The organism is Pseudoalteromonas sp. NZS71_1, from assembly GCF_015864305.1.
Lineage (GTDB): Bacteria > Pseudomonadota > Gammaproteobacteria > Enterobacterales > Alteromonadaceae > Pseudoalteromonas > Pseudoalteromonas arctica.
Window position 1 is genome coordinate 329,076 of sequence record NZ_JADYXM010000001.1, and the last position, 14,947, is coordinate 344,022.

Consider the following 14,947-nt stretch of genomic DNA (forward strand, 5'->3'; position numbering starts at 1 on the left):
AAATTGTTCTAACAACAACCAAGAAGTTAGAAAAGCAAAATAAGCAAATCAAGAACGTTTTTTGTAACCAATTCAATTTAGAAAATAAGTTAAGTATTGTCACTTTCTCGCCTTTTCGATAATAGCCTTGGAATTAGCGCTCCACGCTGAATTTGCAAAACCAGTTGCACCCGGTGCTAATTGTTTCAAAGCATTGCCTTCACCATACGTAACAATTTTAAAACCGCCACTTCCATTAGGCTTGACTTGCCTAATAACAAAGCCAGAGTGTAATGTATGATTTTCTTGTGTAACATTAGTTATAAAGGACTGTCCACTAGAATCTGTTCTCACAGTAGAAGTAACTTCATCTTTGCCAAAAGGTCCCGCTATGTCGACATCAATGGTTGCCCCACTTGTCGTTGCTGCACCTTCAGCAGGTGTAGGGGAGGCAATTAATCCGTTGGTCAATGCACTCCCAAAATCTGCGCCACCCGAACCTGCATCTTCCTCTTGTGTGTATGCGTGGAACGATTTATCACTTGCTTCAAAGTCGGTCCACCCCTCAGGTGTATCGAATGAAAACGACTCAAATCTAGAATCTTCTGGTTTACAGGTAGTATTTCCGTCAGCGCTTGTGCAACTTCTACCATCAGGATCTATATATCTGTATGGGTTATTGTTGGCATAAGTGTACCTGTTAAACCCATGAACATTGCCTCCTGACAAAAATGTTGCAGCATCAACAGGATCATTCGAGTAGAAACGACCTATGACTGGATCATAGTATCGTGCCTGCATATAACTCAACCCTAAGTCGGTGTCGAATTTATGCCCTGTGTACCCTACATCATCTTTGGGGGCTTCTATCGATTCACCAAATGGACGAGCATGCTGACGACTTTCACTCACTGTTTGTGGTGTTACATCACCATATTTAGCAATGAGTTTTTTACCTAAGTAGATATAGTCAGTGCCGCTGCCGGTTATGGTGTTGCCTTTTTCTCTGTACAGCAATGTACCATCTTGACTGTACATTGAATAGCTAGTGCCATTATCATCAGTTTGTTTTACACGGCGGTTATGCGCATCGTATAAATAGCTGTTGCCTTTGGCTGAAGTAAGCTGATTAGCGCGGTTAAAGCTCAGTGAGTATGCGCCATTATTAGTAATGTTACCTCGGGTATCGTAACCTATTGAGCCATATCGTCCGCTTACGCCGGTTACTTTAGATAACCGATTTTTAGCGTAGTCGTAGGTGTAATTAAGTGTTTTATTCTTATTTTTATAGTACGTAATGTTACCGAGCCCATCGTAGTGCATTTCACTCGACCCAATACCTGCCGCCCCAGTGGTACTGGTTAAGCGGTCAAGGTCGTCATACTGTAAATTAGTTAAACTATAGGCGCTGTTTTGGCTATCAATAATCGACGTTACATTTGCATTATTGTCGTAATCATATGTTAAAGCCATAACAGTACTAGGTATATTACTGCCAGCGGGGCCTGTGTCTTTAAGTTGTTTTGGTAGTAGGCTATCTGCATATAGTGTTGTTTGATGCTTAACACCATTACCATACGTAAACGAACTCAGTGTACCATTAGCATAGTGGCTTGCACTTTTCGCAAAACTTAAATCAACATTTCCACTTTTATACACCTGTGCTTCTGTTGGCTCACCAAAGCCATTGGGTTTGAAGTTTACAATAGTTCCATCTGGGTAACCTAACTGTTCACGCTGTTGCAAAGCATTGTATTTATAATTAAGCATTAGAGGTAGTTCATTACCCACAAATAGCTGCTCTTCTTCGAGGCGATTTTGGTTGTTGTACTCATAACGATGAATTACATTACCAGCTGTTAAGGTTTTAACGTTCCCGTTGTTATCGCGCTCGTAGCTAACATCGCCTGAAGCATCTGGGTAGTTAACTTGTTTAAGACTGCCTAAGTTTTCATATGTATAAAAAGTACTCCCACTCGGCGCTGTACTGGTACATTGTGTATTAGCAACGCCACCTTGGCTCCAGATGAGTTCACCTAGTGTGTTATACTTATAAAGGGTATTGCCTACATCCGGCCGTGTAGTTAAAAACGATAAACTAGACAGCCACTCTAATTGAACAAACAAAATGTTGCCATTAAATTTAATTTGTAGGTTAATAACATATCTTTTATCGACAGGTTATTTACATTTCATCCATCAAATAAGTCACTAGCGCTCTTAATCTAAATTGCACGCATGAAAATGACTGCATGGTGCAGTTGTGATTTATTACTGAATAGTTTTACTGAGTAGTTTACGTTTTATGCCAGTAGCTTTTCGCAGTTACTGATATTCGCTCGCCGCTTTCGCTTTAAGTTTTCACAATAACCTTCTTGTGAGGCTGGCCTGCCCACTGCGCCATGAAATACGCGCGTAAATTGTGTGGTGAGTTTTAACCAGTTTTCAGGGGATATATTTAATCTTTCGAGTAAAGGAAGGTTCATATTATCAATATGCCCGCGCTTGTCTTCTCGTATACAACGTCCTGTTAATTCAACAAGTTCAAGGTACGATTTAAGCCCAAACAGGAGTCCTTTTGGCATTATTTGACGTGGTATACCTGCAAAGCGCAGGAGTTGTTTTGGTTGCTTGCCCTCTTTAGCGTATGTTAGTCGCTTTTGAACGCTGGTATGGTCAGATTCTTCTGGTCTATTTGCCATTTTTGCTCTGATGGGGTTTAAATCGACATACGCCATGCAGGCCGCAAGGGCTGCTTCATCTAGTAATGCTTGCGATTTGAATCTACCCTCCCAGAACCGTCCAGTGCAGTTATCTTCTTTATTTGCTCTGCGAGCAATGTCTTCATTTAATAGCCGCATAAACCAGCTGATACTTGATAGGCGCTCTCGGTATTGCTTTACTGTTTGATTAAAAAAAATAAGTTCAACTTTACTTAGCTTTTCACCTTGTACATATTTTTGCGTTAGTAATGTGCCTTTACAGAGTTTATGCCAGCGAATAATAATCGCTTTATCATTTAGCCTATTCGCTTTCTTATCATCAACATACAACACTAAGTGCGTGTGGTTACTCATAACAGCATAAGCACAGACATCAATGCAAAATATTTTTGCTAATACGAGCAACCTATCTTCAACCCAGCCTCGTCGATGCTCGTAAGACTTGCCTGTAAAACGGTCTTCACCACACAAAAAAGCACGACGCACGCAACGTGAAATACAGTGGTAGTATTTTGTATCAACCAAACTTACTTGACGCTTTCTTGCGATTGCCATAAGACACTCTGCTTGTTTTTTGCACTAAATAAAGGCTAGCCTTTAATTTTAAAAAATGCAAAATTTAGGATGGGTGTCTAGTTTATTTTTTCCCCACTGTGTTCCTGAAAGCTCAGGAAAAAACTGGTTATTTTATAACAAATATAAACCATCAATAACGTTAGCGTCGGTACTAAAATTGCTTCTACAACTTCATGAAATATTAGGCCAATTAACATAGCTAACGAACACCACACTAAAGGAATTTTAAAACCCAATATCTCAGTGTAATTTAAGTATTTTGGTTTAACAGCTTCGTTATTCAACTACATGTCCTTTGTGCGTATAACGCCCATTTAAGAGGCAAAATATAGTTGGCTAAAATAGGTGAACGGAGTGAACAAAAGCCAACTATATTTTGTCCTGCTTGAAATTCTTTTTATGTTTCAGTTACTCAGGGCTTAATATACATTTTTATACTTAGAAACCCAAGTTTCCAGCCTTCGATAAAGCCAACTTTTGGGGTGATTTGATGGTTTACTACAAAGCCAGTTAGAACTAAAAAAGAAATAAAAACTATTCCATAGACCAACTCGAATGTATCTCCATTTACGATAGTTTCAGGTAGCAACGCCATTAAAGCAAAACTTGCTAGAAGGAATAAAACGACGTTAATAATACTAAAGAATATATATTTAAATATAAAACCAAACATATTTATTTGCACCTTCCATGATTGAAACATAACGTCTCAATAAGAGGCTAAAACTTGTGGGCTAAAATACGAGCGGAGCGAGATAGCCCGCTGTTTTTAGTCCTTTTAATTGACTTGTTACATTTCATCACTGAAGCTGTGAGAAATCACACTCTAAGATTATTCTTCTGAGCTTATTATTATCACCGTTGCTGAATTTTTTTAGTGCACAAAACAAATTTCCGTCGTCTAACTCGCCCCTGAAATATGGCTCAAGAACACTAATGTATCTATCATCTCCGTGTGGATCATATTCATCATTTACAAATAATAGATCCTGAGCTTTTAAAACTTCAAATATCTGAAACCCATAGCCACCGAATGCTTGAGCTGCTTGGTTTGTAGGCATGACAATATTATTTTCGTCTAAATGACCATAAAGATTACGAGCAAACTGGCCTTGCCCAACGACATAAAATAAGTATTCTCTTTGATGCTTAGTTAGATTTGATAGTTTTTGTGAAAGTGATTTCAGATCATTTAATAGTTGGTCTGTATATTCAGGTTCGCTTTCAAAACCTAAAAATGAAATAAACGCATTTGGGCGCACCATTGCATAGGTTGTCATTAATCCGGAAGGTAAAATACTGTCTGATTGTTCGATGCGACTAACTAGATTCTCTGCTAAATAACTTTCAATGTAGAAAACATCTCTGTCAGGAAGATTGCTTATGGCTTTGTATAAATTATTAAGATTAATGACACGAGTATCAATATCATTATCAGTTAAGCTACATAGATCTTTATTTGAAATTATTAGAAAAACTAATTCTGTGAAGTCTCGATCTAATTGCTTTTCTTTGAATTTTGCAACAGTACTCCTGAATTTCTGGTTCGAGGATTCAGATGTGACCTGTACGCAAGTTTTAGCATTATAGTCCCCCAAGTCGATAGCAGGGTAATTATCTTGTATTGCATTCATATCTCTCAAGCGAAGGTTGTATGCAATATTTAAAACATCTATAAACAGCCTTTCTGCACTTTTATTTATATCATTAAATCCAGCTTTGTTTTGAATGGTTACAACATTTGAAAAAGTTGCAAACCTTTCTGCTAAAGCCTTAAGTGCGTTTTCTCTTCTGATATCCATATGATGACGGCCTACTTGGTTGTGAAATGTAACAACTTTGTCTACGACATTTGTCGTTTTATAAACCGACAAATGTCCATATATTACAATGCATTTATCTTAACCATCAAATAAACACCTGTAAACAATTAGTTAACTGAAAATTATTTTTAATCAGTGCGAAAATGCACCGAAATGGTGGAGATCAGTAATATTGGACAAAACAACAACAAGCACTGTCTATATATACAGCTAACTTTTGCTAGAGATTCATATCATGAAATCACCTTTTTTAACTATGATAGCCGAACAAATGTATCTAAAGCGTTATGCTAAAAGTACCGTTAAAGCGTATTTATACTGGATAGCTTCGTTTATTCGATTTAACTCTATGAGGCACCCAACAACGATGGGAGACAATGAGGTCGAACTTTTTTTAAACCACCTTGTCAACCAACAAAATGTTGCTCCTAACACTCAAGCGCAAGCCTTAAATGCATTGAGCTTTTTATTTAAAGAAGTGATTAAAAAACCACTTTCATTATCATTAGGTTTTATTAAGAGCAAACGAGCAACTAAACTACCGGTAGTTTTAACGCAGCAAGAAATAAATAATTTTTTTAAAGTGTGCTCTGCAAAGCATTATTTACCCTGTGGATTACTTTATGGTAGCGGTATGCGCTTAATGGAGGTACTGCGTTTACGGATACACGATATTGACTTTGACTATAACTGCATTCGAATTTGGGATGGCAAAGGAGGCAAAAATCGTGTTGTAACGCTTGCAGTAGAGCTCACACCGCAATTACGTTCTCAAATACAATTAGTTGATAGTTACCTGCAATTAGATTTGAAAAACCCCTTGTATAGCGGCGCTTACATGCCTCATTTATTACGTAAAAAATATCCAAACCACAATAGACAGCTGGGCTGGCAATATTTATTTTCATCACATAAATTAAGCATTGATCCTGAGAGTAAGCAATTAAGACGTCATCATATCGATGAAAAACAATTACAACGCGCTGTTAAAAAAGCCGCTTTTGATGCACATATTAATAAACACGTTACCCCACATACTTTGCGCCACTCTTTTGCTACGCACTTACTGCAAAGCGGCGCTGATATTCGTACAGTACAAACACAGCTAGGTCACAGTGATGTGCGTACTACGCAAATATATACCCATGTACTACAACAAGGTGCTAATGGGGTTGTTAGCCCTTTTTCAAGATTATAAACGTCCCTCTTTAATCCTCTACAGATACATATTCACTTTCAAACCAATACCGCTATCTATTTCTACTTTAAAAAACACATAAAAAAGCCCCGCTTGTTTTTACACAAGCGGGGCTCCACACTAATACTTTTCAACAATAAAAGCGCCGATACTGCGGGCGCTTTGCATTATTGAATTTAATTTTATTGATTAACTACGCTTTTAAGCGGATTAATCGGCTGTGCGTTATCGTCTAGTAGGTTCATATCAAAATCGAACTCATCTACACGAATCGCTTTTTCACGTTTGATGTTGTAATCAATTAACTGAACGTGTTCAGCTTGTGTGATTACGTTTGCCGCTAGTGCGTTATCAAGCGTAATGTTAAAGCGTATACCTGGTTTAATTACTTTAGCACGTAATGCTTTTTTAACTTTAGCCAGCTCGCCAAGTGATGCCATTTTAGCTTTGTAAGCTTGCTCATTAATATGATGGCCATCGCCCTCAACTGGTTTAACTAAATGCGTAATTTGCGCTTTAAATGCGGTATCTAGCTGAGCTTGCTTAGCTAATTCGCGGATTAAGTCATCGCTAATTTTTGGCATTTTAGTTGAGTAGTTCATTGTAATGAAACGAATAAACTTACGTGTACCACTTGCAGGGAAGTTATCTAAAAACTTATGCAATGCTTCTTCAGCGCTTTGTAGTGCAAAACGAGTCGCGTAATGGAAATACGGCGCTGCTTGTTCACGGTCACTACTTGATACTTTTTGCTCGTAGTATTTAATTGATGCCATAGCTGCATATAAGAAGCTCATTACATCACCTAAACGTGCCGATAGCATTTCTGCTTGCTTTAATTTACCGCCAAGTACCAGTAACGAAAAGTCTGCGTACACTGCAAGTTTTGCAGATAATTTATGTACTGCTTTTTCATAGTCGCGTACTTCTGGTAATTCAGAATTAGCACTTGCTGTAAATGGTAAAACACCAAGGCGGAAAGCACGTAAGCTGTTTGCTGTGCTGTAACCAATTGTTTTACGTAAAATACCGTTAAATTCTTTATCTGCGCCTTTGTCTTCGCTGTGAATTGACTCAACCATAGATTGTAAATATGGGTGACAACGCATAACACCTTGACCAAAGATCATTAGGTTACGTGTAAGAATGTTCGCGCCTTCTACCGTAATGGCAATCGGCTGAGCAACATAACCACTTGCTAATGTATTTTGTGGACCGTTTTGAATCGCTTTACCTGCTTGAATATCCATTGCTGAATCAAGCACGTCGCGACCAAGCTCTGTCATGTGGTATTTAGCGATTGCAGTTACTACTGATGGTTTTAAGCCCATGCCTAAGCCTTCAGTTGTAAGTACGCGCATTGCTTCTTGTAGGTATGTTTTACCTGCAATGTCAGCTAGTTTTTCTTGAATACCTTCAAACTGGCCAATGGCTAAACCAAACTGTTCACGCACTGCTGCGTATTCAGATGCTGATTTAAATGCAACTTGTGCTGTACTAACACCTAGCGCAGGTAATGAAATACCACGGCCAGCACCTAAACAGCTAACCAGCATTTGCCAACCACGGCCGATATTTTTCTGTCCACCAATAACAAAGTCCATTGGTACAAATACTTTGTTACCACGTGTAGTACCATTGTAAAAACGAATACCCATTGGGTCGTGACGATTACCAAGCTCTACACCTGGGTGCTCTTTAGGAATAAGTGCACAAGTAATACCTAAGCTTTCTTTACCACCTAATAAACCATCAGGGTCCATTACTTTAAAAGCTAAACCAAGTACGGTAGCAATAGGTGCAAGCGTTATGTAGCGCTTGTCCCATGTAATCTCAAGGCCAAGTACTTCTTCGCCTTTATACATGCCTTTAGTAACTGTACCAATGTCTGGAATGCCACCTGCATCAGAACCCGCTTCTGGGCTTGTTAATGCAAAACATGGAATGTCTGTACCATTTGCTAGGCGTGGTAAGTAATGTGCTTGTTGTTCTTGCGTACCAAAGTGAAGTAATAACTCACCCGGACCTAACGAGTTAGGAACCATTACGGTTACCGCAACTGCTGAGCTTTTAGTCGCAATTGTGCCAACAATAGTAGAGTTTGCATAAGGGCTAAACTCTAAACCACCAAACGACTTAGGAATGATAAGCGAGAAAAAACGCTCTTTTTTCAAAAATTCTAAGATGTCATTTGGTAAATGAATGCCGTTTTGAATCACTGAATCGTCAATCATGCCCAGTAGTTCTTTTACTGGACCGTCTAAGAATGCTTGCTCGTCTGCGCTTAATGTAGCAGCAGGTACGTCGCGAAGTGCGCTGAAATCTGGCTTACCTTGATAGATAGAACCTTCAAGCCATACATCACCCGCGTCTAGCGCTTCTTGTTCTGTGATAGAAATACTTGGTAATACTTTTTTTAGTTTTGCACGTAAACTCATGATTGAACTCATCCGACCAGCTAAATAATACCTACATTACGTCATAAAAAATCGTTTAGATCAATTACTCTATTCAATTAATTAACAGTTTTTTCAATTTATTTTCTTTACCTGAACGTAAACTGTTGAAACACAAAGGCTTACAGCTGTACGCTGAAAAAAAGTATTTTAACTAAAATGATGAATAAAACAGCAAAATCTCTAGGGTCTGTTGATCTTTGCGGATTAAAATTTGTTCAAACTAGGGGCTATTTAATCGCGGCGCGAGGTTTGTAACCTAGTGGGCTAAGTAAAAACCGAGCAACAAAGAGTAAATAGCCCCTAGGAAGAACCCTTTGGGCAGCGCCTGTTTGCCATTAATGCTACGTTATCGCCCATTTATGGGGAATAACCACACTACATAGGCTCTGCCTTGCCTAAATACCAAACAGACTGCTGCAAATTCAACCTTGAAAGATCAACAGACCCTAGCGCTGTATCTATTTTTTTATGGGCATAAAAAAACGCAGCACAAATAGGCTACGTTTTTATTCAATTTGTAGAGGCTACATTATCAGTTAATCTAGCTAAAACTACCTAAATTTAAATCAAATTGTATAAGCGCTTCACTTAGCAACTTTAACAACTTGCTTGCCGGTAAAACCACCAGCAAGTTGTTTATTAAGTGCTTGCGATACTGACTCAGCACTAAAATCTACGGGCGTTATTTCTGGGTGTTTAATGTCGCCACTAACAGCGCCTTCAAGTAACAAGTTGCCCATAAAACTCAAACGTTGTTGTGCACATAAACTATTAGCAAGCCACGCACCACCAATCGATACAACACTAATATTGGGCGCTCGGTGATACATTAAGTCTTGATCAAAACAAGGGAGCGGATTTAAGCAGGCAATACGTCCGCAAAAACGCATTAACTCAATATTACGCTGAGTACACTCACCACCAATCGTATCAATAACCGCATCAAAGCCTTGTGGGCCAAGTTCTCTGCGGATTTTTTCGCATAGCTTTTTATCGCTATAGTCAAAAACCACATCAGCGCCTAGCTGCTTAACCAACTTATGGTTACGCTTTGATGCCGTGGTAAATACATCTGCACCGCGCTGTTTTGCATATTGAATAGCAAACTGCCCTACCGCTCCGGCTCCGCCTTCAATAAAAATAGTATCGCCTTCACTAATGCCTATTTTATCTAAGCTTATAAGTGCTGCCATACCGGCGCATGGAAGTGTTGCTGCAATGGCCGGATTTAAACCGCTTGGCACAACCGACACTGCAAAGTTAGGTACCTTGGTGTATTCGCTCAAAGCACCTTGCTCACCAATGTTGGCATGCCACATAACGCGCTGGCCAACATTTGGAAACACACCTTTATTAGCTTTAACCACAACACCTACGGCATCTAAGCCTAAAATGTGTGGATACTGCCATTTACAAAAGCCTGTTTTAGCAAATTGGCCATCAACTGGATTTAAACCAACGTACTCTACTTTTACAAGCAGCTCGTTATCTGCACAAATAGGAACAGGCAGCTCAGCATCCGCTAAGTCAATTGCTTCATTTGGTTCTGGCAGTACAATAGCGCGCATCGTTTGCGGGATAATGTATTCATGTAAATTTTCAGTATTTGGCATCAATATAACTCTACTTATTAGTGTCGTTTAACGCATAACTCCATTGGCCATTAAATGACTGGTAAGCATTTACTTTGGCAAGCAGTGAAGAAATTGTTGTTTCAACAGCATTTTCTTGTGCTATTAAAACATCCTGGCGCGCATCTAACAACTCAAGGTAAGGAATTTGACCTTCTTCGTACATTGCTTGTGCTTGTAAAAATGCTTTATTAGCAAAGTCATAGCGCTCATCGGCAAAGCGTTTTTGCTGTGCTTGATTGACCAACAATTGCAGTGAAAGTTCACTTTCACTTAGTGCAGTTAATACTACTTGTTGATAATCGCTGTAAGCGGCTTCACTTAAAAACTGCTGCGCGTCGCGCTGTGCTAATAATGCTGGGTAGCTTAATAACGACCATTGCAACTGCGGCGCTACTTGCCACTGTTGATCGGTATTTTTTAAGCCTGTGCTATCTATACTCACAACCCCTGCAAAAGCAGATAAGCTAATATCGGGTAATAACGCTTTACTAGCTGCAACGCTTAAACTATTTGCTTGGCTAAAGTCAAACAGTGCACGGCTAATATCTGGACGTAAGGCAATGGCATTATTAGCGTTTTTTAGTGCTACGCTAAAGTCACGTTCAAGCACGCCTTGCTCGTTTTCAATAGCAATATTTTGCGCTAACTTACCGCTTAGTACTGCAAGAGCAGATAAATCGCTGTATTTTGCATACTCAATAGCAGGCATTAATGCTTGTTGCTGCCTAAGCTGCGCCATCGTACGGTTTAAATCAAGCTCGTTTGCGACGCCTTCGTCAACACGGGCTTGAAGAACGTCAATACTTTGCTCAAGCGCTTCAATTTGAAGCGTAACAATGTGTTGTTTTTCAACATTGCCTTGATAACTTACAAAGCCTTTAACGACTGACGAAACTACTTCAATTTGTAATAAACGTACTTGCTCTGCTTGGCTCATGGCTGATGCATTTGCAGCATCAACCAACGCTGTTATGCGACCAAATAAATCTAGCTGCCAATCAAGAGCAACGTTTGCACTTGATTGGCGGTCAAACACGCTTGGTGCATCGCTTCGAGCTGCGCCAACATTTACGCCACCTTGCGGTAGGTATTGGGCTTTTTGCTCTCCTAGTCGCGCTAATGCACTTTTAAGTGTTAGCTGGCTTGTTTGCAAATTATAGTTATTTGCAAGCGCACCAGTAACAAGCTCATTTAGTTGATCAGAATTAAGCTTTTTCCACCAGTTTGTTTCATCAGCAACGCTAACGTTACTAGCAATATTAGCTTTGGCAACAAATTCGTTAACGGCTTTTTGCTCGCTCATGGTGTCTATTTTACTCGCACACCCGGCTAAAAACGCAACGACTAATACTGCACTGGCGGTCAGACTTGTTTTAAGTCTTTTTTGCATTAATTTAGTCATGAGTATTCTCCTGCGCTTTCTCTTTTTTGTTAGTCACTAACATATAAAATACCGGCGTAAACAATAGGCCAAACACGGTTACACCTATCATGCCTGAGAATACTGCGTTACCCATTGCGTGTCGCATTTCGGCGCCTGCACCGGTGGCAAGTACTAAAGGTACAACACCTGCTGTAAATGCAATTGAGGTCATTAATATTGGGCGCAAGCGCATACGACATGCCTCAAGTATTGCCTCTAAGTGCGATAAGCCTGAGTCGTGTCTATCTTTTGCAAACTCAACCATCAATATTGCATTTTTAGAAGCCAACGCGACCAGTACTATTAACGCTATTTGGGTGAATATGTTGTTGTCAGAGCCGACAAACCACACACCTAACAAGGCTGAGAAAATAGTCATTGGTACAATTAGTATAATTGCCAGTGGTAAACGTAAGCTCTCGTACTGCGCTGCAAGTACCATAAATACAAGTAATACAACTAACGGGAATACATAAACCATGGTGTTACCGGCAAGTACTTGTTGGTACGTTACTTCAGTCCACTCATATTCAATACCTGTTGGTAGTGTGTCTGCGAGTACTTTTTCAATAGCAACTTGTGCTTGATCAGAACTATAACCTGGCGCTGGGCTACCATTTAACTCTGCACTTGGATAACCGTTGTAATGCATAACACGGTCAGGACCAATTGTTGGTGTTACTGTTAATACTGAGCCTAGTGGCACCATATTACCTGAGCGGTTACGTACTTTTAAATTAAGTATTTGATCAGGGTCTAAGCGGTAGTCAGCATCAGCCTGTGCATTTACTTGGTACGTACGACCAAACATATTAAAGTCATTTACGTACACAGAGCCTAAATAAATTTGCAGGGCATTAAATACTTCATCAAGTGGAATACCTTGAATAAGCGCTTGCTCACGGTCAATATCAATATCCATTTGTGGAACTTGGATACGGAAACTTGAGTACAGGCCCATTAATGCAGGGTCTTGTTGCGCTTTAGTAATTACGGCCTGCAGACTATTAAATAGTGCTTCAAACCCTTTATTAGCCCTGTCTTCTATTTGCAGTTTAAAACCACCTGTTGTGCCCAACCCTTGAATTGGCGGCGGTGGAAATACCGCTACAAATGCCTCATCAATGACGGCAAAACGTTTATTCAACTGCGCCGCTATCGCCATCGCTGATTGGCTTGGGTCGGTACGTTTATCAAAGCTCTCAAGTGGTGTAAATACAATGCCGCTGTTAGGGCTATTCGTAAAACCGTTCACTGATAAGCCAGGAAAAGCAACAGTATGTGCAACGCCTGGTACTTCTAATGCAATTTGCTGCATTTGAGCAAGTACATCTTCAGTACGATCAAGGCTTGATGCGTCAGGTAACTGCGCAATAGCCACTAAATACTGTTTATCTTGCTGTGGAATAAAGCCACCTGGTACGGTATCAAATAACTTAATTGTGCCACCAACAAGTGCAATGTAAGCCACCATTACAACAACGGTCATACGAATTAGTTTTTGTACCAGTTTTTCGTAACCTTTAGCACCACGATTAAATACGCGGTTAAATGGTTTAAATAACCAACGACCAAACAATTTATTAAGTAAACGCGTGAACGCATCTGGTTTTGCATCATGCGATTTTAATAACAATGCAGCAAGTGCAGGCGATAACGTTAATGAGTTAAATGCTGAGATAATAGTCGAAATTGTAATTGTAAGTGCAAATTGCTTATAAAATTGACCTGATAAACCGGTAATAAACGCAGTAGGAATAAATACAGCACTTAGTACTAGCGCAATGGCAATAATAGGGCCTGTTACTTCGCTCATTGCAACGCGGGTTGCTTCAAGCGGCGATAAGCCTTTTTCAATATTACGCTCTACGTTTTCAACAACTACAATCGCATCATCTACAACAATACCTATGGCCAATACTAAACCAAACAACGACAAGGTATTAATTGATACGCCTAACCACTGCATTACTGCAAACGTACCAATGAGCGAAATAGGCACAGCAATTAGCGGAATAATTGATGCTCGCCAGGTTTGTAAAAATACAATAACAACAATAACTACCAGCACAATTGCTTCAAGCAACGTTGCAATTACCGCGTCAATTGAGCCGCGAACAAATACCGTAGGGTCGTACACAATGTCGTATTCAACACCAGTAGGAAAATCTTTAGATAAGCGCGCCATTGTTTCGCGTACTTGATCGGAAAGCTCAATAGCGTTAGAACCTGGGCGTTGGAATATTGGCATTGCAAGTGCTGGTTGGTTATCAAGCTCAGCACGCAGTGCGTAAGTGTCTTGGCCTAAATCAACACGGGCTATATCAGATAAACGCGTTAACTGACCTTCGTCGCCTACTTTAATAATAACTTGTTCAAATTCTTCAATACTGTTTAAACGACCTTTAACGTTTAACAATATTTGAAATTGACTGTCGTTTGAAATTGGTTGTGCACCTAAGCTACCTGCAGCAACTTGCTGGTTTTGCGAGCGAAGCGCTGTTACTACATCTGTTGCTGTTAATTCGCGTGCAGCAAGTGCATCTGGGTTTAGCCATACTCGCATTGAGTATTTGCCAGCACCAAACATGCGAATATCACCTACACCCGGTAAACGCGCAATTTCATCTTTAATGTTTAAATCAGCATAGTTAGATAAGTAAGCTGTATCGTGCGTTTTTTCAGGTGAGTATAAATGCACTACCATGGTTAAATCTGGTGATGACTTTTCAGCCACAACACCTAAACGTTGTACTTCTTCTGGCAAACGCGGAAGTGCACTGTTTACACGGTTTTGTACTTGTACTTGAGCACGATCTAAATCGGTACCTAACGCAAAGGTTACCGTTAGTGTCATGCGGCCATCACTGGTACCTTGCGAAAACATATATAGCATGTTTTCAGTACCGTTAATTTCTTGCTCCAGCGGTGTTGCTACTGTTTGCGCAATAACGGTAGGGTTAGCACCCGGGTAGTTAGCGGTAACAACAACAGTTGGAGGAACTACTTCTGGGTATTCACTTACTGGTAATTGGAATAGTGATATACCACCAGCAATTAAAATAACCAATGACAGCATGGCCGCAAATATTGGGCGCTGTATAAAGAAATGCGAGAATTTCATCAATAAAC

Annotated in this window: 8 protein-coding genes; 1 reads left to right on the forward strand and 7 read right to left on the reverse strand. The window is 39.8% G+C overall.

Annotated features, from left to right (window positions below):
• Window positions 1-99: 99 nt before the first annotated feature.
• From I6F43_RS20020 to I6F43_RS01415, 3 genes are all read right to left on the reverse strand, one after another.
• Complete coding sequence (locus I6F43_RS20020; protein ID WP_231613988.1) at window positions 100-2,106, reverse strand: RHS repeat-associated core domain-containing protein; 2,007 nt, start codon at window positions 2,104-2,106, stop codon at window positions 100-102.
• A 176-nt stretch (window positions 2,107-2,282) separates the two neighbouring features.
• Window positions 2,283-3,257 (reverse strand): transposase, encoded by a 975-nt coding sequence (locus tag I6F43_RS01410; protein WP_197100598.1) that lies wholly within the window; start codon window positions 3,255-3,257, stop codon window positions 2,283-2,285.
• A gap of 821 nt (window positions 3,258-4,078) precedes the next feature.
• Window positions 4,079-5,080, reverse strand: coding sequence for an SMEK domain-containing protein (locus tag I6F43_RS01415; protein WP_197100600.1), 1,002 nt, complete (start codon window positions 5,078-5,080; stop codon window positions 4,079-4,081).
• A 256-nt stretch (window positions 5,081-5,336) separates the two neighbouring features.
• Between I6F43_RS01415 and I6F43_RS01420 the strand changes: the two genes are divergently transcribed.
• Entirely contained in the window at window positions 5,337-6,299 is a 963-nt protein-coding gene (locus I6F43_RS01420; RefSeq protein ID WP_002958683.1) for an integron integrase, read from the forward strand.
• Between the two features lie 182 nt (window positions 6,300-6,481).
• Here I6F43_RS01420 and I6F43_RS01425 read toward each other — a convergent pair whose 3' ends face one another.
• From I6F43_RS01425 to I6F43_RS01440, 4 genes are all read right to left on the reverse strand, one after another.
• Window positions 6,482-8,737: an acyl-CoA dehydrogenase gene (locus I6F43_RS01425; RefSeq protein WP_197100602.1), complete on the reverse strand. Its 2,256-nt coding sequence runs from the start codon at window positions 8,735-8,737 to the stop codon at window positions 6,482-6,484.
• A gap of 605 nt (window positions 8,738-9,342) precedes the next feature.
• Complete coding sequence (locus I6F43_RS01430; RefSeq protein WP_165722564.1) at window positions 9,343-10,371, reverse strand: zinc-binding dehydrogenase; 1,029 nt, start codon at window positions 10,369-10,371, stop codon at window positions 9,343-9,345.
• Window positions 10,372-10,381: 10 nt separating this feature from the next.
• Window positions 10,382-11,794 carry a TolC family protein gene (locus I6F43_RS01435; protein WP_197100604.1) on the reverse strand — a complete coding sequence of 471 codons (1,413 nt, stop codon included), beginning with the start codon at window positions 11,792-11,794 and terminating at the stop codon, window positions 10,382-10,384.
• Window positions 11,787-14,939, reverse strand: a complete 3,153-nt coding sequence (locus I6F43_RS01440) for an efflux RND transporter permease subunit (RefSeq protein WP_197100606.1) — start codon at window positions 14,937-14,939, stop codon at window positions 11,787-11,789. The genes I6F43_RS01435 and I6F43_RS01440 overlap by 8 nt, the downstream gene beginning before the upstream one ends.
• Window positions 14,940-14,947: the final 8 nt, after the last annotated feature.

Excerpts from the sequence above, each read along its gene's own strand:
- I6F43_RS01410 (WP_197100598.1), bottom strand. The coding sequence starts at position 3,257 with ATGGCAATCGCAAGAAAGCGTCAAGTAAGTTTGGTTGATACAAAATAC.
- I6F43_RS01415 (WP_197100600.1), bottom strand. The coding sequence starts at position 5,080 with ATGGATATCAGAAGAGAAAACGCACTTAAGGCTTTAGCAGAAAGGTTT.
- I6F43_RS01420 (WP_002958683.1), top strand. The coding sequence starts at position 5,337 with ATGAAATCACCTTTTTTAACTATGATAGCCGAACAAATGTATCTAAAG.
- I6F43_RS01425 (WP_197100602.1), bottom strand. The coding sequence starts at position 8,737 with ATGAGTTTACGTGCAAAACTAAAAAAAGTATTACCAAGTATTTCTATC.
- I6F43_RS01430 (WP_165722564.1), bottom strand. The coding sequence starts at position 10,371 with ATGCCAAATACTGAAAATTTACATGAATACATTATCCCGCAAACGATG.
- I6F43_RS01435 (WP_197100604.1), bottom strand. The coding sequence starts at position 11,794 with ATGACTAAATTAATGCAAAAAAGACTTAAAACAAGTCTGACCGCCAGT.
- I6F43_RS01440 (WP_197100606.1), bottom strand. The coding sequence starts at position 14,939 with ATGAAATTCTCGCATTTCTTTATACAGCGCCCAATATTTGCGGCCATG.